At 68.2% G+C, this 20844-nt stretch carries 22 protein-coding genes and 1 tRNA gene; 6 read left to right on the forward strand and 17 right to left on the reverse strand.

The window, feature by feature from the left end; all coding sequences use genetic code 11:
* Nucleotides 1-13 precede the first annotated feature (13 nt).
* The 4 genes from AC57B5_RS19145 to AC57B5_RS19160 are packed head-to-tail and all read right to left on the reverse strand — an operon-like array spanning nt 14 to nt 4384.
* A complete protein-coding gene (locus AC57B5_RS19145; RefSeq protein WP_099732481.1) occupies nt 14-967 on the reverse strand; it encodes a glycosyltransferase family 32 protein in 954 nt (317 codons plus the stop codon).
* Nucleotides 964-2001: a glycosyltransferase family 2 protein gene (locus AC57B5_RS19150; protein ID WP_496400140.1), complete on the reverse strand. Its 1038-nt coding sequence runs from the start codon at nt 1999-2001 to the stop codon at nt 964-966. Before AC57B5_RS19150 ends, AC57B5_RS19145 begins: the two co-directional genes overlap by 4 nt.
* The gene (locus tag AC57B5_RS19155) at nt 1998-3119 is read right to left on the reverse strand and encodes a glycosyltransferase (RefSeq protein WP_034397824.1); all 1122 of its coding nucleotides are present in this window, start codon (nt 3117-3119) and stop codon (nt 1998-2000) included. The genes AC57B5_RS19150 and AC57B5_RS19155 overlap by 4 nt, the downstream gene beginning before the upstream one ends.
* Nucleotides 3116-4384: an O-antigen ligase family protein gene (locus AC57B5_RS19160; protein WP_063327727.1), complete on the reverse strand. Its 1269-nt coding sequence runs from the start codon at nt 4382-4384 to the stop codon at nt 3116-3118. The genes AC57B5_RS19155 and AC57B5_RS19160 overlap by 4 nt, the downstream gene beginning before the upstream one ends.
* Before the next feature lie 131 nt (nt 4385-4515).
* On the opposite strand from AC57B5_RS19160, the gene AC57B5_RS19165 reads away from it, so the two are divergent.
* A complete protein-coding gene (locus AC57B5_RS19165) occupies nt 4516-5382 on the forward strand; it encodes a capsular polysaccharide synthesis protein (RefSeq protein ID WP_496400141.1) in 867 nt (288 codons plus the stop codon).
* A gap of 31 nt (nt 5383-5413) precedes the next feature.
* Here the strand turns inward: AC57B5_RS19165 and AC57B5_RS19170 are convergent, their stop codons facing one another.
* From AC57B5_RS19170 to radA, 4 genes are all read right to left on the reverse strand, one after another.
* Nucleotides 5414-5623 carry a zinc-finger domain-containing protein gene (locus AC57B5_RS19170; RefSeq protein WP_012202256.1) on the reverse strand — a complete coding sequence of 70 codons (210 nt, stop codon included), beginning with the start codon at nt 5621-5623 and terminating at the stop codon, nt 5414-5416.
* Between the two features lie 35 nt (nt 5624-5658).
* On the reverse strand, nt 5659-6597 hold the full coding sequence (locus AC57B5_RS19175) for a branched-chain amino acid transaminase (protein ID WP_034397818.1): 939 nt from the start codon (nt 6595-6597) through the stop codon (nt 5659-5661).
* 44 nt (nt 6598-6641) lie between these two features.
* Complete coding sequence (locus AC57B5_RS19180; RefSeq protein WP_012202254.1) at nt 6642-7079, reverse strand: hypothetical protein; 438 nt, start codon at nt 7077-7079, stop codon at nt 6642-6644.
* 79 nt (nt 7080-7158) lie between these two features.
* Nucleotides 7159-8544 (reverse strand): DNA repair protein RadA, encoded by a 1386-nt coding sequence (radA, locus tag AC57B5_RS19185; RefSeq protein ID WP_043821911.1) that lies wholly within the window; start codon nt 8542-8544, stop codon nt 7159-7161.
* 143 nt (nt 8545-8687) lie between these two features.
* Between radA and AC57B5_RS19190 the strand changes: the two genes are divergently transcribed.
* Nucleotides 8688-8764 (forward strand) — tRNA-Met (locus AC57B5_RS19190).
* 68 nt (nt 8765-8832) lie between these two features.
* Here AC57B5_RS19190 and AC57B5_RS19195 read toward each other — a convergent pair.
* Nucleotides 8833-9645, reverse strand: coding sequence for a siderophore-interacting protein (locus tag AC57B5_RS19195; protein ID WP_496400142.1), 813 nt, complete (start codon nt 9643-9645; stop codon nt 8833-8835).
* A gap of 96 nt (nt 9646-9741) precedes the next feature.
* Here AC57B5_RS19195 and AC57B5_RS19200 point away from each other — a divergent pair, with 96 nt between their 5' ends.
* Entirely contained in the window at nt 9742-10182 is a 441-nt protein-coding gene (locus AC57B5_RS19200) for a MarR family winged helix-turn-helix transcriptional regulator (RefSeq protein ID WP_012202251.1), read from the forward strand.
* Here the strand turns inward: AC57B5_RS19200 and alr are convergent, their stop codons facing one another.
* Complete coding sequence (gene alr, locus AC57B5_RS19205) at nt 10183-11286, reverse strand: alanine racemase (protein WP_063327731.1); 1104 nt, start codon at nt 11284-11286, stop codon at nt 10183-10185.
* Nucleotides 11287-11420: 134 nt separating this feature from the next.
* On the opposite strand from alr, the gene lplT reads away from it, so the two are divergent.
* Both lplT and AC57B5_RS19215 read left to right on the forward strand, forming a co-directional pair.
* Nucleotides 11421-12722 carry a lysophospholipid transporter LplT gene (gene lplT, locus AC57B5_RS19210; RefSeq protein WP_013800185.1) on the forward strand — a complete coding sequence of 434 codons (1302 nt, stop codon included), beginning with the start codon at nt 11421-11423 and terminating at the stop codon, nt 12720-12722.
* A gap of 198 nt (nt 12723-12920) precedes the next feature.
* Entirely contained in the window at nt 12921-13820 is a 900-nt protein-coding gene (locus AC57B5_RS19215) for a DMT family transporter (protein ID WP_496400143.1), read from the forward strand.
* Between the two features lie 27 nt (nt 13821-13847).
* Here the strand turns inward: AC57B5_RS19215 and AC57B5_RS19220 are convergent, their stop codons facing one another.
* From AC57B5_RS19220 to glcE, 5 genes are all read right to left on the reverse strand, one after another.
* Complete coding sequence (locus tag AC57B5_RS19220; RefSeq protein ID WP_013800183.1) at nt 13848-14366, reverse strand: AmiS/UreI family transporter; 519 nt, start codon at nt 14364-14366, stop codon at nt 13848-13850.
* Nucleotides 14367-14661: 295 nt separating this feature from the next.
* Complete coding sequence (locus AC57B5_RS19225; RefSeq protein WP_192368679.1) at nt 14662-15528, reverse strand: ProQ/FinO family protein; 867 nt, start codon at nt 15526-15528, stop codon at nt 14662-14664.
* An 84-nt stretch (nt 15529-15612) separates the two neighbouring features.
* Complete coding sequence (glcF, locus tag AC57B5_RS19230; protein WP_034399085.1) at nt 15613-16863, reverse strand: glycolate oxidase subunit GlcF; 1251 nt, start codon at nt 16861-16863, stop codon at nt 15613-15615.
* A gap of 61 nt (nt 16864-16924) precedes the next feature.
* Nucleotides 16925-17707: a YoaK family protein gene (locus tag AC57B5_RS19235; RefSeq protein WP_012202244.1), complete on the reverse strand. Its 783-nt coding sequence runs from the start codon at nt 17705-17707 to the stop codon at nt 16925-16927.
* Between the two features lie 25 nt (nt 17708-17732).
* Nucleotides 17733-18887: a glycolate oxidase subunit GlcE gene (gene glcE / locus AC57B5_RS19240; RefSeq protein ID WP_492805615.1), complete on the reverse strand. Its 1155-nt coding sequence runs from the start codon at nt 18885-18887 to the stop codon at nt 17733-17735.
* A 38-nt stretch (nt 18888-18925) separates the two neighbouring features.
* Between glcE and AC57B5_RS19245 the strand changes: the two genes are divergently transcribed.
* Entirely contained in the window at nt 18926-19063 is a 138-nt protein-coding gene (locus tag AC57B5_RS19245) for a hypothetical protein (RefSeq protein WP_156179898.1), read from the forward strand.
* 16 nt (nt 19064-19079) lie between these two features.
* Here the strand turns inward: AC57B5_RS19245 and amt are convergent, their stop codons facing one another.
* Both amt and AC57B5_RS19255 read right to left on the reverse strand, forming a co-directional pair.
* Nucleotides 19080-20453, reverse strand: a complete 1374-nt coding sequence (gene amt, locus AC57B5_RS19250) for an ammonium transporter (RefSeq protein WP_170962109.1) — start codon at nt 20451-20453, stop codon at nt 19080-19082.
* Nucleotides 20454-20484: 31 nt separating this feature from the next.
* Nucleotides 20485-20823, reverse strand: coding sequence for a P-II family nitrogen regulator (locus AC57B5_RS19255; protein ID WP_012202241.1), 339 nt, complete (start codon nt 20821-20823; stop codon nt 20485-20487).
* Nucleotides 20824-20844: the final 21 nt, after the last annotated feature.

Consider the following 20844-nt stretch of genomic DNA (forward strand, 5'->3'; position numbering starts at 1 on the left):
CCGCGCTCGCCGCTCAGCCCCGCAGGTAGCGGTCGGCGATGCTGCCGGGCACGTAGAGGCCGCGCTCCAGGTAGAAGTCCAGCTTCTTGCGGTCGGGGGCGCGCAGCTTGATGAGCGGCACAGGCGCCTGTTCGGTGCGCGAGAACATCAGGCGGATCTTGAGCGGGGTGCGGCCCCAGTTACCCTGCACGTGCAGGAAGAAGGGGCCGTCCTCGGCCTTGGCCAGCCGCAGGCGGTAGCTGCCGCCGGCGCGCAGCACGCGCTGCATGGCCAGGTGCATGCTGAGGTAGGCGGGCATGTCGATGCCCTGGCGCAGTTGCTCGTATTCGCCGGCCTGCTGGAGCTGGGCGATATAGGCCTCGCCCGTCTGCGGCAGGACCTGTTCCACGTATTCCTTGTGCAAGGCCGCGATGAAGGCGCTGCCCGGGGGCGCGGCCATGAGCCAGTTCTCGACCACGGGCACCTGCGGGTCGCGGGTGTAGCGCTCCAGGTAGTAGGCGACCAGGTCGGCGCCGCTGCGCTGCTGCTGCTCCAGCAGCCAGTCCAGCGGCTCGGTGAGGATGGTGCTGGCGTCCAGCCAGATGCCGCCGTGGCGGTGCAGCAATTCCAGGCGCAGCCAGTCCGAGCGCTTGGCCACGGGCAGCTGCTGCAGGTTGCCGGGCAGTTGCGGCACGTATTGCGGCAGTTGCGCGTCGTTGAGGATGCGCAGGCTGTAGCCAGGGTTCAGGCGGGCCCAGTTGTCGAAGCAGCGCTGTATGAGCAGTGGCACCGAGTCGCCATTCCAGTAGGCCCAGATGATGCGGGGTATGGGCGTGGAGACGGGCACGGGCGCCGCAGGCCCGATGTCATGGCTGCGGAAGTCGGGCGCGGGGCCCTGCTCCAGGCGGCGTGGGAAGGTGGCGTAGAAGCGGCGCATGCCGGCCGCCAGCCACAGCTCGCCCCGGGTTTTCAGTTTCAGGCCGCTCATGCGTGGGCTCCCGGTGTTCCCAGTTGCTGCGCGCGGCGCTCCCAGCTGCGCAGCTTCCATGCGCGCAGCCACCAGCCGCGCCGCAGATAGGCCTGGCGCAGGGCCGGCAGGGACAGCGGGGAGATGCGGCCGAAGTCCGCCAGGAACTGCTGCGCCAGCGCCTGCCGCTGCGCGGGCGGCATGTCCCGCTGCCGGTCAAGAAATCGCAGGGCGCCGATGAGGTTGCGCGCGGCCTGGTGCGCCCAGGCGAACTGCAGGCGCCCGTCGTTGCGCAGCGCATCGTCCTGCAGGGCTTGCACGGCCTGCGCCAGCGGCCACAGGGCGGCGGACTGGTCTGCCGCCTTGACCGGCGTCATGGACGCAAGGATGGAGTTGGCACGCTGCCGGTAGGCCACCCAGGGCTGGGGGCAGTAGTAGAAGCTGGCGCAGCGCAGCGCCATCTGCGGCATGGTCATCATGTCTTCGAAATAGCGGCCTGCAGGAAAGCGCAGGCCGGCATCCCACAGGCTGCGGCGCGAGATCTTGGACCAGGCATGCAGCTGCCCCGTGCGCAGCAGGCCGGCCAGCAGGGCGCCACGGTCCTGCGAGCACTGCAGCGTGGGGCCCTGGAAGCTGTGCCGGTGCGCCTCGCCGCGCAGGCGGTGCTTGAGGCGCGGGGCCTCGCGCCAGACGGAGAAGTCGCAGAGCACGGCATCGGGCGCATGTTGTTTCACGATGGCCGACAGCCCGGCAATCGCGCCGGGCAGCAGCTTGTCGTCGGAGTCCAGGAACCACAGGTAGTCGCCCGTGGCCGCATCGATCATGGTGTTGCGCGCCGCGCTCAGGCCGGCGTTGCGCTCGTGCTGCATGAGCTGCAGGCGGCCGGGCCAGCGCTGGTCCAGCTGCTGCATCAGGGCCCAGGAGCCATCGGTGGAGCAGTCGTCCAGCACCAGCACCTGCACGCCGGCATCGGCCTGGTCCATGACGGACTGCAGGCATTCCTCCAGGTAGGGCAGCACGTTGTAGACGGGCACCAGGATGCTGAGCCAGGTCACGGACGCTCCCCCTGCAGCAGGCGGGCGAACAGGTCTTCGTACTGGCCGGTCATGCGCTGCAGGCTGTAGTGCGACAGGGCTTCCTGCCGCGCGGTGGCGGCCATGCGCACGGCGGCCTCGTCATCCTGCAGCGCCTGCTGCAGGGCGTCGGCCAGCGATTCAGGGTCGGCGTGCCCGGCCAGCAGGCCGTTGTCGCCGGGCCGCACCACTTCCTGCACGCCCACCACGCGGCTGCCCACCACCACGCAGCCCGCCGCCATGCCTTCCAGCAGGGACAGGGGCATGCCCTCGTAGTGCGTGGACAGCACGCAGACGCGGTGCGCACGCAGCAGGCCGGGCACGTCGTTGCACATGCCGATGAATTGCACCTGGTCCTGCAGACCCAGCTCGGCGCTGAGCCGCTGCGCCGCCTGCTGGGCGCGCGCCTTGCCGCCGCCGGCCAGGGTCAGCGTGGGCTTGAGGCCGCGCTGGCGCAGCACGGCCAGCGCGCGCAGCAAGGTGGCATGGTCCTTTTGCCGCGCAAAGCGCGCGGCCATGACGATGTCCGGGCGGCGCTGCAGCAAGGGGGGAGGCTCCTGCAGATAGGGCTCGGGCCGGATGCCGTTGCTGATGGCCATCAGCTTGGCGGCAGGAAAGCCGCGGTCCTGCAGGCTCTGGCGCACGCCTTCGGAGCAGCCGACGATGGCGGCCGTGCGCTCGGTCAGCCACAGGGCCTGCGCCAGCCGCCAGCGCGTGTAGCGCTCGCGCGAGTTGTGTTCCACATGCACCAGGCAGGGCACGCCGGCCCACAGCGCGGCAAAGCGGCCCCAGAGGTGGTCGCTGAACCCATGGGCGACGACGATGTCCGGCCGAAAATCCAGGCAGATGCGGCGCAGTTGCCAGACGGTGGCGGCATGGGACCAGCCGGCGACCACGTCGACATCGATGCCGCCGTCGCGCAGCTTCTGCACGCGTTCATCGGAGGTATTGCGCTTGCGCCGAAGCACCAGCCGGGCGTCGAAGCGGCCCGACGCGCGGTGCGCCGACACCAGATCCACCGCCACCTGGGTGGCACCCGAGAAGCCGCCCGTCACGAAGTGCAGCACCCGGGGCCGGGCGGTGGTGGCGCGCTCCGTCACCGCACGGCTCCGCTGGCCCTTTCCAGGCCATGCAGCGATGACCACAGGGCCACCACGAGGAAGACGAAGAAGACGATGCCGCTGTTGTGCACGAAAAATTGCTGTGACATGCCGAACGCCAGGTACATGGCTGGCATCAGGCTGCCCAGGATACGCAGCAGCAGGGCCTCGCGCCAGGGGGTGCTGTCCGCAGGCCACAGCGCCATGCGCCGCCGCGAGGGCCAGAACAGCCACAGCAGCGAGATGAACAGCGCTGCCTGCAGCAGAACGCCCGGCACGCCGAGCTTGACCCAGATGTCCAGGAAGTCGTTGTGGATGAAGTTGTATTCGCGGATGGACTGGCCATAGCTGCCGGCGTCCACGCGCCGGTGCATCTCGTCCACATAGCCCTGCATGCCCCAGCCCAGCAGAGGCTTCTCGCCGATCATCTGCACGGCCAGCCGGTACTGCTCCAGCCGGGTGCCCAGCGAGGTGTTGGAGTTGCCGGCATGAAGGTAGGTGCTCACATCCAGGTAGACCTCATCCACGCGCTCGCTGACGCGCGGGATGAAGGCCATCACGGTGGCCAGCGCCACCACAATTGCAGCGCAGCCCAGCAACAGGCGCCCGAAGTACTGCGGGCGGTACATGCGCACCAGCACCATCAGCATGAAGAACATCGGCAACAGCGCCAGCCACCCGCCGCGCGAGCCCGACAGCAGCGAAGCCAGCGCCCCCAGCGCTGCAGCCGCCAGCACCAGCAGGCGCCAAAGCAGGGAGCGCTGGTGCCAGAAGGACACGGCATAGATGCAGGAGAAGCAGCCCAGCAGCAAGGCCATGTTGCCCCACTGGATGGCATTGGTGTAACCCGTGGCCCGTTCCATGCCCAGCACGCAGACCTGCCACAGGGCCATGAAGCCCGCGCCTGCGCTGCCCAGCGGAATGCCCCACAGGAAGATCCGCGCCGTGGGCGGATAGCACATGGCGAACAGCAGGCTGACCGCGCCCAGGATGAATTTCACGGGCCGGTCGAACTGCCCGGTGCCCCCGTCCAGCACGGACAGGAAGTACCACATCACCGCCATGCCCATGAACAGCGCGACCAGCAGCCAGGTGCCGTTGGACTGCCGGTATCTGACCCAGCGAGGCAGAAAACACAGGGCGCCCAGGACCATGAGGCCGGCGCCATAGGAATAGCCCGAGCGCAGCCACAAGGCCAGCCCGGGCACCAAAATAGCGGCCAGGGTCGTGAGGAGCCCTGGCAGCTTCGACTTGTCAAATCTCATCAAGACCGCAACTTTCTGCCCCAAAATGCGGGCATTCCGCTTTCCATCCGCTCATGAAAAAAATTCCTGCGGTCTTATTCAGGCTGCTCCATCGCTGGGCGGCGCCTTCCAAAATCGGCGCAGATTACACCATGCCTGCGCCCTTGCAGCTGCCCCCATCGCCCCCGGCAGCCGATGGTCTTGCAGCGGAAATCCCGAAAACGATCTGGACGTACTGGAACCAGTCCGGCCTGGATCCCTTCGTCCAGCAGTGCGTGGACAGCTGGCGGCGGCAGTGCCCGGATCACCAGGTCATCGTCGTGACGCCAGAGAACCTGGGACAGTACGTCGCCTGCGGCGACCTTCCTGCGGCGTTTGCCGAACTCCATCCCACCAAGCAATCGGACTGGCTTCGCCTGTACCTGGTGGCACACCACGGCGGCTACTGGTTCGACGCCACCACGCTGCTGACCGCGCCGCTGGACTGGATGAGCGCCTCCCCCGGCGCAGGCGCTGCCGAGCTGGCAGGCTTCTACCTTGAGGGCTTCACCAGGGACAGGCGCTACCCCGTGATCGAAAGCTGGTCATTCTGCGCTCCGGCCGGCTCGCGCTTTGTATCGGAATGGCAAAAGGAGTTTCACCAGGCGCTGATCGTGGACGGCCCCGAGGCCTATCTGCAGCGCCTGCAGTCGCGGCCCGACGCCGCCGAGCTGCTGCAGGGCATTCCCGATCCAAATTACCTTCTGATCCATGTGACGGCCCAGCAGGTGATGCGGCGCCTGCCCGATGCCCGGCTCACGCTGTTCAAGGCCGAGGACACGGCCTTCTTCTATCACTCTGCCCTGCGCTGGAAGTGGTACCTGCTCTACCCCCAGCTGTGCCTGGCGAAGGCGCCGCAGGTGGCGGCGCCCATCGTCAAGCTGCGCGGCGGGGAGCGGCGCCATTTCACGGACATGCTGGCTTTGCACGGAGGTGCTGCGCCCGGCAGCATCTGGAGCCGCGCGCTGTCGGCGCGCTGAGACACACAAAGCGGGCCGAGGCCCGCTTTGTTCAATGCCCGCCTGCGAAGACTTCGCCGGCTTTCAGGCGGTACAGCGTGCCGCAGTAGGGGCACTTGGCTTCGCCGGTGTGGGCCACGTCCAGGTAGACCTTGGGATGGCTGTTCCACAGCTTCATGTCGGCCTTGGGGCTGGGGCAGAACACGCCGCCCTGGGCGTTGAGGTCCTTGGCCGCCAGTTCGACGGTGGCATTCGTTGTCATGCTTGCTTATCTCTTTCGTGGGTCTCTAGGGATGTTCAGACCCGAGTCAGCCAATGGGCGTACTTGGGGTTGCGGCCGTTGACGATGTCAAAGAAGGCCTGCTGGATCTTTTCGGTGAGGGGGCCGCGGCTACCCGCGCCGATCTCGATGCGGTCTACCTCGCGGATGGGCGTGACTTCGGCGGCCGTGCCGGTGAAGAAGACTTCGTCGGCGATGTACAGCTCGTCGCGCGTGATGCGCTTTTGCACCACTTCCAGGCCCAGGTCCTTGCAGATGTGCATCACGGTATTGCGCGTGATGCCGTTGAGCGCGCCGGCCGACAGGTCGGGCGTGTAGACCACGCCGTCCTTGATGACGAAGATGTTCTCGCCCGAGCCCTCGGAGACGAAGCCCGAGGCGTCCAGCAGGATGGCCTCGTCGTAGCCGTCGTCCAGCGCCTCGGTGTTGGCCAGGATGGAGTTGGTGTAGTTGCTCACCGCCTTGGCCTGGCTCATGGTGATGTTCACATGGTGGCGCGTGAAGCTGGAGATCTTCACGCGGATGCCGCGCTGCATGCCTTCTTCGCCCAGGTAGGCGCCCCAGGCCCAGGCCGCGACCATCAGGTGGATGGTGTTGCCCTTGGGGGAGACGCCCAGCTTGCGGTCGCCGATCCAGGTCAGCGGGCGCAGGTAGCACGATTCCAGCTGGTTGGCGCGCACGACCTCGACCTGGGCCTGGTTCACCGCTTCCTGGGTGAACGGGATCTGCATGCGCAGGATCTTGGCGCTGTTGAACAGGCGCTTGGTGTGGTCTTCCAGGCGGAAGATGGCCGTGCCCTGCTCGGACTTGTAGGCCCGCACGCCCTCGAATGCGCCGCAGCCGTAGTGCAGCGTGTGGGTCAGCACATGGATCTTGGCATCGCGCCAGTCCACCAGCTGGCCATCCATCCAGATCTTGCCGTCACGGTCGGCCATCGAGGGAACAACGGGGCTCATAGGAACATCCTTGGGGGTATTGAACAGAACACCAACCCGGTATTTTAGGGCGCAGGGGCTGCCTCGGGGGCCGCAGACGCCGGCTCGGGCTCGGGCGTGGGGCGTACCAGGGTCCACTTCATGAGACGGCCACTCTTGAACTCGCAGGTCACATGCGACTGCGTGCCGTCGGTCCAGCGGTAGATCTCGGGCTGCTGGCCCTCCTCGGACAGGCGCTCGCCCAGGGAGCGCGTCATGGCCACCACGTGCATCAGCGAGACCTTGGGCTTGAGCTTGACGTTGAGCATGACGGCGCTGCCCACATAGCCCATGGGCCGGTCCGCGGCCTTCCTCATGATGGACATCAGCCGCGTGAAATGCAGCAGCAGCCACATCATGATGCCGCCGCCCACGGCGACCACACCCATCCAGCCATAGGACTGGTGCGCAGCCACCAGCAGTACGAGCAGGCCCAGAGGAATCAGGATATTGCGCAAATTCATGGCGCCGATTGTCTTATGGAGGCGCCGCAGGGCCGCTGCGGACAGTGCGTATGCCCCCGCAATGCGCTCGGCAAGCGCGTCAGCCCATCCCTCGGACGATGTTCATGGCCTCGTCCACGCGTTCGACGGCATGAACGGTCAGACCCGGGATGGCCTTCTTGGGCGCATTGGCCTTCGGTACCACGGCCATGGTGAAGCCCAGCTTGGCGGCTTCCTTCAGTCGCTCCTGGCCGCGCGGCGCGGGGCGCACTTCGCCGGCCAGGCCCACTTCGCCAAAGGCGAGGAATCCCTTGGGCAGGGCGCGGCCACGCAGGCTGGAGGTGATGGACAGCATGACGGCCAGGTCGGCCGCAGGCTCGCTGATGCGCACGCCGCCCACGGCGTTGACGAACACATCCTGGTCCGCGCAGGCCACGCCCGCGTGGCGGCTGAGCACGGCCAGCAGCATGGCCAGCCGGTCGCGGTCCAGGCCCACGGACAGGCGCCGGGGCGCGGGGCCGCCCTGGTCGACCAGGGCCTGTATCTCCACCAGCATGGGGCGCGTGCCCTCCAGCGTGACCAGCACGCAGGAGCCGGGCACGGGCTCGCTGTGCTGGGACAGGAAGATGGCGCTGGGGTTGGTCACGCCCTTGAGGCCCTTCTCCGTCATGGCGAAGACGCCGATCTCGTTGACCGCACCAAAGCGGTTCTTGATGGCGCGCACCAGGCGAAAGTTGCTGTGCGTATCGCCCTCGAAGTAGAGCACCGTGTCCACCATGTGCTCCAGCACGCGCGGGCCGGCCAGTGCGCCTTCCTTGGTCACGTGGCCGACCAGGATCACGGTGATGCCCGTGGTCTTGGCCGCGCGCGTGAGGTGGGCCGCGCATTCGCGCACCTGGGCCACCGAGCCCGGCGCCGAGGACAGCTGGTCCGAGTACACGGTCTGTATGGAGTCGATGACGACCACGGCCGGCTGGGTGGCCTCCATGGTGGCGAGGATCTTCTCCAGCTGGATCTCGGCCAGCACGTTGACCTGGCTGGCCTCCAGCCCCAGGCGGCGCGAGCGCAGCGCGACCTGGGCACCGCTTTCCTCGCCCGTGACATACAGCGTGGGCAGGCCGACGCGGTGCAGCGCGTCCATGGCCTGCAGCAGCAGGGTGGACTTGCCGATGCCGGGATCGCCACCAATCAGCACCACGCCGCCTTCGACAATGCCGCCGCCCAGCACGCGGTCCAGCTCCTCGATGCCGCTGGGCGTGCGCGCCACGTCCTGGGCCTCGATGGCCGACAGCGGCATCACGGCCTGGACATTAGCCAGGCCCGCATAGCCCTGGGGCTGGCTGAGCCGGTTCTTGCCCGCGCTCGCAGGCTCGGCAACGGCCTCGATCAGCGAGTTCCAGGCCCCGCAGGCCGGGCACTTGCCCAGCCAGCGCGGGCTGGTGCCTCCGCAGGCATTGCAGATGAACGTGGTTTTGTCTTTGGCCATGGGGTGAGCACTATACCGAGGGGTGGCCGCCGCCCTGGCACGCATGTTTCGCGCCTATCGCAGTTGCGTGACGGAAAGATATCGGTTATAGTTCACTTCTTCGCTGCAGAAAATGCAGTGAAAACGAAATTACTGCGGATTACCGCGCGATGGAGCAGTCTGGTAGCTCGTTGGGCTCATAACCCAAAGGTCGGAGGTTCAAATCCTTCTCGCGCAACCACCACGAAAAAAAGCCCACTTCGGTGGGCTTTTTTTCGTCTGTGCTATCCGTTCTTTTCTCCAGGCAGGTCAGCTCGGATCGTTCAGGTCTTCATGGTGGTCGGCCGTGCCCTGCTTCCAGTAGGAGGCCACGCGCATGCGCTTGGGCGATGCGCCCTTGGCCAGCAGCAGGCGACGCAGCTCGGCCATGGCGCTGTGCTCGCCCGCCGCCCAGATATAGCCGTCGTCCTGGGGCAGCTCCAGCGCCTGCACGGCATCGGCCAGCGATTCGACCCAGTCGCAGTCCAGCCGGGCCGTGCTGCTCCACTGACGGCGGTCGGCCGGGTTGCGCAGCTGCACGCGCACCACGGCGCGGCTGCCGGCGGGCAGCTCGGCCAGGCGCCGCTCGATGGCGGGCATGGCGGTCTCGTCGCCGAACAGCCAATGCCATGGCAGGTTGGCCGAGATCACCAGGCTGCCGCGCGGACCGGCCAGGCCCACCCACTGGCCCAGCGGGGCGGTCAGGGCCCATTCGGTGGCGGGGCCGGCATCGTGCAGCGCGAAATCCATGATGAGGTTCTGGCGCGCGGCGTCGTAGCGCAGCGGCGTGTAGTCGCGCAAGGTGGGACGCTCGTCCTCCACGAAGGTCGGACGGCCATCGAGCAGCACGGGAAGCGCGGGCAGTTCGCGCCCGGCCTGCGGCAGGATGAGCTTGACGTGGTCGTCAAAGCCGGCGCTCACGAAGTCCTCCAGATCGGGGCCGCCCAGGGTCAGGCGGACAAAGCCGGGGGTGGGCTGCTCGCGCGAGAGCAATTGCACATGGCGGGCGCGGAAGGAATGGCGAACACGGTGGACGACGGGCGCCGGTGTCACGGCAGAGGTGGCTGGATTGGGCAAGTTCATTGGCGAAACGGCCTGCGACGGCCTAGAATGTTGATTTAGTCCACCAATTCTCTGTCATCCGTTGACTTTGTCAACGTATTTCCACAAGACCCTGCCATGAATGCCTCCCTGCCCGCCGATATCTTCGAGGCCATGCACGAGCTGCTGCACCTGTTCCGCTCGCGCATGCGCGAGGACATGGAGTCCATGGAGCCCGGGCTGACGCCCAACGAGGTGCGCGTGCTGATGTACGTGGGCCGGCACCCGGGCCGCACGCAAAGGGATCTGGTCGACCACAGCCACATGGACAAGGCCCAGCTCGCGCGCATGCTGGCGCAGCTGCAGGAGCAGGGATGGCTGGACCGCGAACCGGACGCCCGCGACCGCCGCGTGCGCTGCCTGAGCCTCAGCCCCCAGGGGCAGGCCCTGTTCGACCGGCTGCGCCAGTCGCGCCAAGCGCTGGCGGCCCGGCTGCTCAAGGATTGGGAGCCCGCCGCGCAACAGCAGTTGATGGCGCTGCTGGAGCGGGCCAGGGACAGCGTGGAAGCCGCGCCCTGATCAATCGATGGTCTTGTTCACGCGCGGCGCGACGGCGCACATGAGTTCATAGCCCAGCGTGCCTGCGGCCTCGGCCACCTCGTCGATGGGCAGCACGGCGCCGTTGCTGGCGCGGCCCCACAGTGTGACCTCGCTGCCCATGCCGGCATCGGGCACGGGCGTCAGGTCCACGGCCAGCATGTCCATGCTCACGCGGCCCAGGGTGCGGGTGCGCACGCCGTTCACCAGCACGGGCGTGCCCGTGCCGCAGTGGCGTGGATAGCCGTCGGCATAGCCGCAGGCCACGGTGCCCAGGCGCAGGGGGCCGTCGGCCGTGAAGCGCGATCCATAGCCCACGCTCTGCCCCTCGCTCAGTTGCTGCACGCCGATGATGCGCGAGCTCAGCGTCTGCGTGGGCTGCAGGCCCCAGTGGGCCGCCGTGTGCTGCGGATAGTCGGGGGCGCTGCCGTAGAGCACGATGCCCGGCCGCACCCAGTCGCAGCGCACCAGCGCGTCGTCGCCCTGGCGCAGCGTGGCTGCGCTGTTGCCCACGCTGCGCTCGCCGGGCAGGTCGCGCGTGGCGTCATGAAAGCGCTGCAGCTGTGCCGAGATTCCGGGCTGTCCGGCCCCTGCGTCGGCATCGCTGAAATGGGTCATGAACGAGATTTCCTCCACCTGGGGCAAGGCGTTCAGCCGGGCCCAGGCCGCGCGGTATCGCTCGGGCGTGAAGCCCAGGCGGTTCATGCCGGAGTTCATCTTGAGGAAGACGCGGTGGCCGTTCTGCGTCTTGTGCGCGGCCAGCCAGTCGATCTGGGCGTCGCAGTGCACGGCATGCCAGATGGACAGGCGCGAGCACAGCTCCAGGTCGCGCGGCTCGAAGACGCCTTCCAGCAGCAGGATGGGGCCGCGCCAGCCCAGCTGGCGCACGCGCTCGGCCTCGGCCAGGTCCAGCATGGCGAAGCCGTCGGCGCCGCGCAGGGCCTCGAACACGTTCTCGATACCGTGGCCATAGGCGTTGGCTTTGACCACGGCCCACAATTTGGCATCGGGGACCGCCTGCCGCACCCGCTCCAGGTTGTGGCGAAGCGCGGCGGAATGGATGGTGGCAAGAATGGGACGCGGCATGGTTTTCACTCAGTCAGAAGCTTGGGATTCTGGCACTGCCAGCCAAAGGCCGCGTGATATAACCGCCAGTCACTTGCCACGGGGTCCTTATTTAACCGGTCAGCAGCCCTGCAGCTGACCCCATCTGCCTATCCATGAAGCGCGGTTTCTACACCATCATGTCAGCGCAGTTCTTCAGCTCGCTGGCAGACAACGCCCTGTTCGTGACCGCCGTGGAACTGCTGCGCACCAATGGCGCCCCCGAGTGGCAGCGCGCCGCCCTGGTGCCCATGTTCGCGCTGTTCTACGTGATCCTGGCCCCCTTCGTCGGCGCCTTTGCCGACGCCCTGCCCAAGGGGCGGGTGATGTTCATCAGCAATGCGATCAAGATCGTGGGCTGCCTGATGATGCTGTTCGGCAACCACCCGCTGCTGGCCTACGCCGTGGTGGGCCTGGGCGCAGCGGCCTACTCGCCGGCCAAGTACGGCATCCTCACCGAATTGCTGCCCGCCTCCCAGCTGGTCAAGGCCAATGGCTGGATCGAGGGGCTGACCATCACCTCCATCATCCTGGGCGTGCTCGTGGGCGGGCAGTTGCTGAGCCCGGGCATCTCGGCCCATCTGCTGGACTTCGACCTGCCGCTGCTGGACACGGGCGTGGACACGGCCGCCGAAGCGGCGATTGCCGTGCTGGTCGGCGTCTATGCGCTGGCCGCCTGGTTCAACCTGCGCATTCCGCTGACCGACACCATCCTGCGCCCGCTGCGCCAGGACCCCAGCAAGAGCCTGCTGGCCAACACCCTGGCCCTGCTGCCCGACTTCTGGACCTGCAGCCAGCGGCTGTGGGGGGACAAGCTGGGCCAGATCTCGCTGTCCACGACCACGCTGTTCTGGGGCGTGTCGGGCAACCTGCGCTACATCGTGCTGGCCTGGGGCGCGGCGGCCCTGGGCTACGGCACCTCCCAGGCATCGGCCCTGGTGGGCGTGGTGGCCATCGGCACGGCCGCAGGCGCCATCCTCGCGTCCATGCGCATGCGGCTGGACAACGCCACGCGCGTGATTCCGCTGGGCATCACCATGGGCCTGCTGGTGATCGCCATGATCTTCATCAAGAGCGTGTGGGTGGCCATTCCCTTCCTGATCCTGCTGGGCGGCCTGGGCGGCTTCCTGGTCGTGCCCATGAATGCGCTGCTGCAGCACCGCGGCCACAACCTCATGGGCGCGGGCCGCTCGATTGCCGTGCAGAACTTCAACGAGCAGGCCTGCATCCTGGCGCTGGGCGCCTTCTATGCGCTGTCCACCAAGTTCGGACTGTCGGCTTTCGGCGCCATCACGGTGTTCGGCCTGGTGGTGGCCGGCATCATGTGGCTGATCGGCCGCTGGCACGTCAGCAACGTGCGCAACCATCCCGAGGAAGTCGAGCGCCTGCTGGTGATTGCCCGCAAGGATTGCCATTGAGACTACCCCCTGAGGCGCTTCGCGCCTTCCCCCAGGGGGGACGACACCCTCGCGGCGGGGCGGCCCTGGCTCGGTGTCTCTCGCTTTGGGCCTCGCCAGTTCCATAGGGCGCTATCGATTGATAGGCCTGGTCTAAATGGTCTTCTCGTATTGTGTTCGGTGCGGGCTTTGCCTGACCGGGCACTTTTTCGTGGTTTTATGCATAGCCCGCTGCCCGTTCTCGCCCTGCTGTTCAACACCCTGGTCTGGGGTCTGGCCTGGTGGCCGTTTCGCGCCATGCACGAGGCTGGCCTGCATCCGCTGTGGGCCACGGCGCTGATGTATGCCCTGGTGCTGGCGGGGCTGGTGGCGCTGCGCCCGGCCAGCCTGCGCCAGGCGCTGCAGTACCCGGCGCTGATCCTGCTGGGCGCCTGCGCGGGCAGCAACAACATCGCATTCAACTGGGCCGTGACCATTGGCGATGTGGTGCGCGTGGTGCTGCTGTTCTATCTGATGCCGGCGTGGTCCGTGCTGCTGGCCTGGAAGATCCTGGGCGAGCGGCCCACGCCGGCCGCGCTGACGCGGCTGCTGCTGGCCTTTGGCGGGGTGGCGCTGGTGCTGGTGCCCGAGGGCACATTCAGCGGCGGCTCGCCCGGGCTGCTGCGCGGTCTGTCGCTGGCCGACGGCCTGGCAATGTTCGGCGGCTTCACCTTTGCGCTGACCAATGTGCTGCTGCGCCGCCTGCAGGCCGTGCCGGCGCAGGCGCGCATGCTGGCCATGTTCAGCGGCTGCATGGCCATGGGGCTGGCCAGCGCCTTCGCGGGCAGCAGCGTGGGGCTGGTGCCGCCCATGCCTGCGCCGCAGGCCGGCTGGATGCTGATTGCCGCCGGCCTGGCCGTGCTGCTGATGCTGGGCAACTGGGCGCTGCAGTTCGGTGCCGCACGCCTGCCGGCCGGCGTGACCGCCGTGGTCATGCTGGCCGAGGTGGTGTTTGCCAGCGTCTCCTCGGTGTTGATTGCAGGCGAGGTGCTGACGCCGCGCACGCTGCTGGGGGGCGCCTGCATCATCGCGGCCGCGCTGCTGTCTGCACTGGCACATGCACGGCGGCGTGGGGCTTGACGCCCCGCCCGTACTCACGCTGCGCAATCAGCCCGTGAGCTGCCCGGCCAGCAGCAGGTAGCCCGGCAGCCAGCCCGTGAGCACGCCCTGCGCAATGCACAGGGCGCCCGTCACGCGGCCGATGTTGCGGCCCAGGGCCAGCAGCACGAAGAACATGGCCCACAGCACGGCCCAGGCCGCCCAGTTGGCCGCCATCCACCAGTCGATGGCGGTGCGCGCGCCCAGCAGGGTGTCGATGGCCACCGGCACGGCGGTGATGGCCACGAACAGGCTGAACCAGCCCAGGCCCCGGCCATCGGCGCCCGTGAAGCGGTTGATGGCCACCCACAGGTAGGTGAAGGCGAACAGCAGGGTCAGCGCGCCGGTCTTGACCGAGGCCGCATCAGGCTCGGGCCCGAAGGCCGAGGCCAGGCCGATGATCAGCGAGACCAGGCCCGCGAACACGTTGATGACCCAGATCTCCCGGTCGGCAATGCGCCCCAGCATCCACAGGCCGTTCAGGCACAGCACGGCGCCCACGTAGAACAACGACAAACCCAGCCACATCGCAAGTCTCCTTTTGCTTTTTTGCTTTGAAGTGCCTTGCGCGCCGTGTTCATTTCCCGGAACGAGCGCGCACGGCAAGGCGCCGCCGCCCCGTGGCCGGGTGCAGCGGCGTCCGTGAAACAGTTCATCCCCGGGCCCGCCCCTGGTGGGCATCTGCGTGCTGGCGGACGGGTCCGCTGCAGAGATGCCGCCTGTGATCCAGGGCAGGTGCACCGGCGCGGCCCTTGCCGGGCACGCGGCGGTGGAGTGTGCCGGCAGGCGGTGCTGCCGGTCTTTGGCGCTGGTCCTTGGTGCCTCAGGCCGCCTGCGTCTGCAGGCGGCGGCGGGCGCGTTCCAGCTGCTGCGCCACCTGGCGCGGGTTCATGCCGTACATGTCGGCAAAGCCGGCTTCGGAGGTCTGGCCGCTGGCCTCGAAGGCGCGCAGCAGCGCCTCGTCGCGGGCGGTGCGCGCATCGGCCTCGGCCAGTGCCTCGGCCACCAGGGTGTTGGTGGCCTCGTCACGGCCTTGCACGCGCGCCGCGTAGTCGTCGCGCGACAGGCCCGATGCCTCGTAGGCCGCGATGATGCGGTTGCGCAGCTTGGGCGCCAGGTCTTCGGGCGAGCGGTGCTGGCGGCGGCGGAAGACTTCGATCAGCGCATGGTGCACATGCTCGGGCGCCATGGCCTCGACCGACTGGCCCTGCAGGTCATGCCGGGCCTGGCCGCTGGCCACCACGGTGAGGTAGCGGCTCGAGCGCGTGTGCTGGGACAGGGCCAGCTTGAGCTGGTCGCGGTCAATGGCTTCAGGATGGGCGGCCAGCAGGTCCTCGAAGATGCCGCGCTTGAGCGGCAGCGGCTGCTCGCCGAACAGGTTCGGATGCCATTGGGCCAGTTGCGCCAGCAGCGGATGCTGGGTGCGCACGGGCCTGGAAGCGTTGGCCTCGGCACTGGCGGCCATGCCGGATGCGGCATCGGCGGCAGGCTCGGTGGCCTTGCCCTTGTTGCGGCCACGTCCGCCACGGCGCGAGCGCTTGCGGCCCTGGCCATCGGCGCTGGCTGCAGCCTGCGGCTCGGTGCCGGCAGCGGCGTCCGCCGGCAGCGCGGCGCTCTGTTCTTGCGGTTCAGACACGGATTCAGTCATGGCGGAGCACGTGGGCTTGGAGAAAACGAAACCCCGCATCATGCCAGCATTGCAAAGGCTTGCGCGGGCATAGGCCCCACGGCGTCGCGCTGGAGGCACAGATGCGCAGTCGGTACGCGGCTGGTCTCAGGCCAGCAGGGCCTCGTCCAGCACCTCGATCCAGTGGCGCACGGGCAGGTCCGTGCCGTTTTGCAGGTGGACGATGCAGCCCATGTTGGCCGAGAGGATGGCGGCGGGCCGCCGGGCATCGAAGCCTTCGGTCAGCGCACCGATCTTGCGGTCGCGCAACTGGTGCGAGAGTTCGGGCTGCAGCACCGAGTAGGTTCCCGCCGAGCCGCAGCACAGGTGAGACTCGGTGCGCGCCACGCGCAGCTCGAAGCCCAGCCTGGCCAGATGGGTTTCCACGCCGCCGCGCAGCTTTTGCCCGTGCTGCAGCGTGCAGGGCGGGTGGTAGGCCATGGGCGCGGCCGGTGCGCGCACCCTGCCCTGCAGGCGCTCGGCCAGCTCGGGCAGGAGTTCGGGCAACAGCTCGCTCAGGTCGCGCGTGAGGGCGCTGATGCGGGCTGCCTTGTCCGCGTACTGCGCATCGTCCTTGAGCAGATGGCCGTATTCCTTGACGGTGACGCCGCAGCCCGAGGCATTCATGACAATGGCCTCCACCGCGCCGCTGTCCACCTGCGGCCACCAGGCGTCGATATTGGCGCGCATCTGCGCCTTGCCGCCTTCCTGGTCGTTGAGGTGGAATTTCACGGCGCCGCAGCAACCGGCCTTGGGGGCGATCACGGTCTGTATGCCGGCCGCATCCAGCACGCGCGCCGTGGCGAAGTTGATGCGCGGCATCATGGCCGGCTGCACGCATCCGGCCAGCAGCAGCACCTTGCGCACATGCTCGCGCACGGGCCAGGCGCCCGCATCCTGGGGCTGGGGCACTTTCTCGGCCAGGACTTCGGGCAGCAGGCCGCGCACGGCCTGGCCCAGCTTCAGGGCCGGGGCGAACAGCGGCGAGTTCAGCCCCTCCTTGAGCGCCCAGCGCCTGGCGCGCTCGCCGAAGGGGCGCGGCACCTGTTCCTCGACGATCTTGCGGCCTATGTCCACCAGGTGGCCGTACTGCACGCCGCTGGGGCAGGTGCTTTCGCAGTTGCGGCAGGTCAGGCAGCGGTCCAGGTGCTGCTGGGTGGCGCGCGTGGGCGTCTCGCCCTCCAGCACCTGCTTGATCAGGTAGATGCGGCCACGCGGCCCGTCCAGTTCATCGCCCAGCAATTGGTAGGTCGGGCAGGTGGCCGTGCAAAAGCCGCAGTGCACGCACTTGCGCAGAATGGCTTCGGCCTCCTGGCCCTCGGGCGTGGCGCGGTACTGGGGTGCGAGTTGGGTCTGCATGGTGGGGCTCTTGTTGTATGGGTATCGGGGAACGGTCAGGCACGGCAGCCGGACGCGGCGGTCACGCGCGAGGCGCGGCCCGCCGGCCCAGCAGCAGGGGCAGCCGCGCACGGTCGGCCCACAGCGGCGGCAGGGACAGCAGGCACAGCACCACGGCCAGCGGCACGACGAACACAAAGCCCAGGTGCCGGAAACCCAGCGCACCCGCAATGCCGCCCAGCAGGAACATGGACAGCAGCCCTGCGAACAGCCGCAGCCGCACATGGTTGGCGTGGACCCGGTGCTCGGGCGGGCTGCCATGGCGATTCCAGTAAAGCGCGCGGCCCAGCTCCATGCCCAGGTCGGTGATCACGCCCGTCATGTGCGTCGTGCGGATCTGCGAGGACGACATCTTGGTCACCGTGGCGTTCTGCAATCCCATGATGAAGGACAGCAGCAGCACGGCCAGCGGCACGGCGAACGGCGTGGGCCAGGCCAGCATGGCCGCGCCCAGCACGCCGAAGAGCAGCATCAGCGCGGCTTCCAGCAGCAGCGGCAGCGCATAGCTGCTGCGCAGCCGGTGGTGGCGCGCCCAGTTGACCAGCAGCGACGTCGCGGCCGCGCCGCACAGAAAGGCCAGCAGCGCGCCGCAGGCACTGAGCACCAGCGCCGTATTGCCCAGCACGAGGTTGTCGGCCAGCAACGAGACAAAGCCCGTCATGTGCGAGGTATAGGAGTGCACCAGCAAAAAGCCGCCCGCATTCACCGCACCCGCGTTGAAGGCCAGCAGCAGGCCCAGCGTGCGGTTGCTGGCCACCGTGCGGTGCCGGTCCGTGAGCAGGTGCAGGTGGTGGCGCATGCGCATGGGCGAAGTCAGGCGTTGGCCCGGCCTACCAGGCGGCGGCCAGCCGGCCGCGGTTGAAGATGCCCGCAGGATCGAAGGCCTGCTTGAGCCGCGCATGCAGCGCGGCCGTAGCATCAGCCGCCTGGGCGTCGAAATCGGGCTCGGCGCCGGGCTGGTCTGCGGCCTCGGAGCGGAACAAGGTGGCCGATCCGCCCGCTGCTTTTGCCAGCGCGCGCAGCGCATGGCCCAGCGCACGCGGCGCCTGTACCCAGCGCAGTGCGCCGTGCCATTCGATCAGCGGCCCCGTGCAGCCGTCCGGCAGCGCCAGGGCCGGAGCCGTCTGCGGCACGGACAGGCGCCACAGCGCATGGCCCGGCGCGCGTGCGGTGAACCAGGGCAGCTGCTGCTCGCGGCAGGCCTGCCAGTCGGCAGCGGCATGCACAGGGTCCATGCGCTGCACACGCTCGCCACCCAGGCGCTCGCAGGCCGCCTGCACGGCGGCACGTGCGCCGCGCAGGCGCAGGTACAGCACGCCCTGGGCTGCGCCCTCCTCCTGCAGCCAGCAACTGGCATTGAGCGGCAGCGGCTGCCCGCCCCAGGCATTGAGCCAGTCCAGCGCCTGCTGCTGGCTGCACGCGAAGCGCAGCGTGGCCTCGGCCGGCGCCACGGGCAGCACCTTGAGGCTGACCTCGGTGATCAGGCCCAGCGCGCCCCAGGAGCCCGCCATCAGCCGCGAGACGTCGTAGCCCGCCACGTTCTTCATGACCTGCCCGCCGTAGCGCAGCAGCTCGCCCTGGCCGTTGATCATCTCCAGCCCCAGCACGAAGTCGCGCACGGCGCCCACGCTGGCACGCGAAGGCCCGGACAGGCCGCTGGCCACCATGCCGCCCACGGTGGCGTTGCGGCTGTCTGCATCGAAATACGGAGGCTCGAAGGCCAGGCACTGGCCCTGGGCGGCCAGCAGGGCCTCGATCTCGGCCAGCGGCGTGCCGGCGCGCACGGTCACGACGAGTTCGCTGGGCTCATAGCTGACCACGCCGGCCAGCGCCCGCGTGTCCAGCAGCTCGCCCTGCAGGGCCAGGCCGTGAAAATCCTTGGTGCCGCCGCCGCGTATGCGCAGCGGCGTGGCGTCGGCCGCAGCAGCGCGCACGCGCTGGGCGATCTGGAGGAGGTGGCTTTGGGCTGAATCCATGGCCTGCATCGTAGCGGCTGGGCCCTTTTGCGCCTCGGTGCGGACCCGTGAATTTTTTGAACGGCGCGCTTGAAGTTCTGCGGGCGGCGCAAAACAGCCGGGACGAAAAAGCAAAGACGCCATCTCTGCAGCGGCTCCAAAGCAAAAAAGGCCCCGGTGCAAGCACCGAGGCCAATCCGCAATGAACTCCCTGGAAACCGATCAGCGGTAGTACGCCACCTCGCCGTGCGTGGTGATGTCCAGGCCTTGGCGTTCGGACTCTTCGCTGACGCGCAGGCCGACGACCAGGTCGCAGATCTTGTAGGAGATGCCAGCCACCACGCCGGACCAGACGATGGTCAGCAGCACGCTCTTGACCTGCACCCACACTTGGTGGCCCATGTTGAAGTCTGCGGGCTCGATGCCGCCCAGGCTGGAGGCGCAGAACACGCCGGTCAGGATGGCACCCAGGATGCCGCCCACACCGTGCACGCCGAACACGTCGCAGACGTCATCGACCTTGAGCAGCTTCTTGAGGCCCGACACACCCCACAGGCAGACGGGACCGGCGATCAGGCCCATGACGATGGCGCCCATGGGGCCCACGAGGCCGGCCGCCGGGGTGATGACCACCAGGCCGCCCACGGCGCCCGATGCGGCGCCCAGCATGGAGGCCTTGCCCTTGTGCAGGGCTTCGGCGGCCAGCCAGGAGATGGTGGCGGCGCCCGTGGCGACGATGGTGTTGATGAAGGCCAGGCCGGCAATGCCGTTGGCAGCGCCTGCCGAGCCGGCGTTGAAGCCGAACCAGCCCACCCACAGCAGCGAGGCACCGACCATGGTCAGCGTCAGGCTGTGCGGAGGCAGTGCCTCGCGGCCGAAGCCGATGCGCTTGCCCAGCATGTAGGAGCCCACCAGACCGGCGATACCGGCGTTGATGTGCACCACGGTGCCGCCGGCGAAGTCCAGCGCGCCGTCCTTGCCCAGCAGGCCGCCACCCCAGACCATGTGGGCCATGGGGATGTAGCTGAAGGTGAACCACAGCACCGAGAACAGGATCACGGCCGAGAACTTGATGCGCTCGGCGAAGGCGCCGACGATCAGGGCCACGGTGATGGCGGCGAACGTGGACTGGAAGGCCACGAACACGTACTCGGGAATGGTCGGCAGCGCGCCGGCCAGCGTGTCGGGCGCAATGCCCTTGAGGAAGATCTTGCTGAAGCCGCCGAAGAAGTTGCCTTCGCCCGCAAAGGTCAGCGAGTAGCCGTACACGGCCCACAGCAGCGTGATCAGCGAGAAGATCACGAACACTTGGCAGAGCACAGACAGCATGTTCTTCGTGCGCACCAGGCCGCCGTAGAACAGTGCCAGGCCCGGGATCACCATCAGGATCACCAGCATGGTCGAGGTCAGCATCCAGGCCGTGTCACCGGCGCTGAGTGCGGGGGCCGGCGCCTCGGCTGCGGCCGCGGCGGCGGGGGCTGCTGCAGCGGCCGCATCGGCAACGGCTGCTGCGGCGGCGGGCTCCTGTGCCAGGGCAGCGGCGCCTGCGGCCAGCAGGCCCAGCCCCAGGCCCATGGAAAGAAGTCGTTTGGTCATGGCAGTCTTTCGGGAAACGAGGGGTTGAAACTCACAGTGCGCTGTCGCCGGTCTCGCCGGTACGGATGCGGACGGCCTGCTCGATGGGCAGCACGAAGATCTTGCCGTCACCGATCTTGCCGGTGCGCGCAGCGGCCTCGATGGCATCGATCACCTGGTCCACCAGCGCATCGGGCACGGCGGCCTCCAGGCGCAGCTTGGGCAGGAAATCGACCACGTATTCCGCGCCGCGATACAGCTCGGTATGGCCCTTTTGGCGGCCGAAGCCCTTGACTTCGGTCACGGTGATGCCCTGCACGCCGATGTCGGAGAGCGCCTCGCGCACCTCGTCGAGCTTGAAGGGCTTGATGATGGCGGTCACCAGTTTCATGATGCTTTGCTCCTCAGGTCC

The sequence above is a fragment of the Delftia sp. BGA-UO-ETr-SB1 genome, from assembly GCF_059567865.1.

Coding starts and splice junctions, on each gene's coding strand:
- AC57B5_RS19235 (WP_012202244.1), bottom strand. CDS start 17,707: ATGCGCATGCGCCACCACCTGCACCTGCTCACGGACCGGCACCGCACG.
- lplT (WP_013800185.1), top strand. CDS start 11,421: ATGAAGCGCGGTTTCTACACCATCATGTCAGCGCAGTTCTTCAGCTCG.
- AC57B5_RS19200 (WP_012202251.1), top strand. CDS start 9,742: ATGAATGCCTCCCTGCCCGCCGATATCTTCGAGGCCATGCACGAGCTG.
- AC57B5_RS19220 (WP_013800183.1), bottom strand. CDS start 14,366: ATGTGGCTGGGTTTGTCGTTGTTCTACGTGGGCGCCGTGCTGTGCCTG.
- AC57B5_RS19145 (WP_099732481.1), bottom strand. CDS start 967: ATGAGCGGCCTGAAACTGAAAACCCGGGGCGAGCTGTGGCTGGCGGCC.
- amt (WP_170962109.1), bottom strand. CDS start 20,453: ATGACCAAACGACTTCTTTCCATGGGCCTGGGGCTGGGCCTGCTGGCC.
- alr (WP_063327731.1), bottom strand. CDS start 11,286: ATGCCGCGTCCCATTCTTGCCACCATCCATTCCGCCGCGCTTCGCCAC.
- AC57B5_RS19175 (WP_034397818.1), bottom strand. CDS start 6,597: ATGAGCCCCGTTGTTCCCTCGATGGCCGACCGTGACGGCAAGATCTGG.
- AC57B5_RS19255 (WP_012202241.1), bottom strand. CDS start 20,823: ATGAAACTGGTGACCGCCATCATCAAGCCCTTCAAGCTCGACGAGGTG.
- AC57B5_RS19195 (WP_496400142.1), bottom strand. CDS start 9,645: ATGAACTTGCCCAATCCAGCCACCTCTGCCGTGACACCGGCGCCCGTC.
- AC57B5_RS19170 (WP_012202256.1), bottom strand. CDS start 5,623: ATGACAACGAATGCCACCGTCGAACTGGCGGCCAAGGACCTCAACGCC.
- glcF (WP_034399085.1), bottom strand. CDS start 16,863: ATGCAGACCCAACTCGCACCCCAGTACCGCGCCACGCCCGAGGGCCAG.
- radA (WP_043821911.1), bottom strand. CDS start 8,544: ATGGCCAAAGACAAAACCACGTTCATCTGCAATGCCTGCGGAGGCACC.
- AC57B5_RS19160 (WP_063327727.1), bottom strand. CDS start 4,384: ATGAGATTTGACAAGTCGAAGCTGCCAGGGCTCCTCACGACCCTGGCC.
- AC57B5_RS19225 (WP_192368679.1), bottom strand. CDS start 15,528: ATGATGCGGGGTTTCGTTTTCTCCAAGCCCACGTGCTCCGCCATGACT.
- AC57B5_RS19180 (WP_012202254.1), bottom strand. CDS start 7,079: ATGAATTTGCGCAATATCCTGATTCCTCTGGGCCTGCTCGTACTGCTG.
- glcE (WP_492805615.1), bottom strand. CDS start 18,887: ATGCAGGCCATGGATTCAGCCCAAAGCCACCTCCTCCAGATCGCCCAG.
- AC57B5_RS19165 (WP_496400141.1), top strand. CDS start 4,516: ATGCCTGCGCCCTTGCAGCTGCCCCCATCGCCCCCGGCAGCCGATGGT.
- AC57B5_RS19215 (WP_496400143.1), top strand. CDS start 12,921: ATGCATAGCCCGCTGCCCGTTCTCGCCCTGCTGTTCAACACCCTGGTC.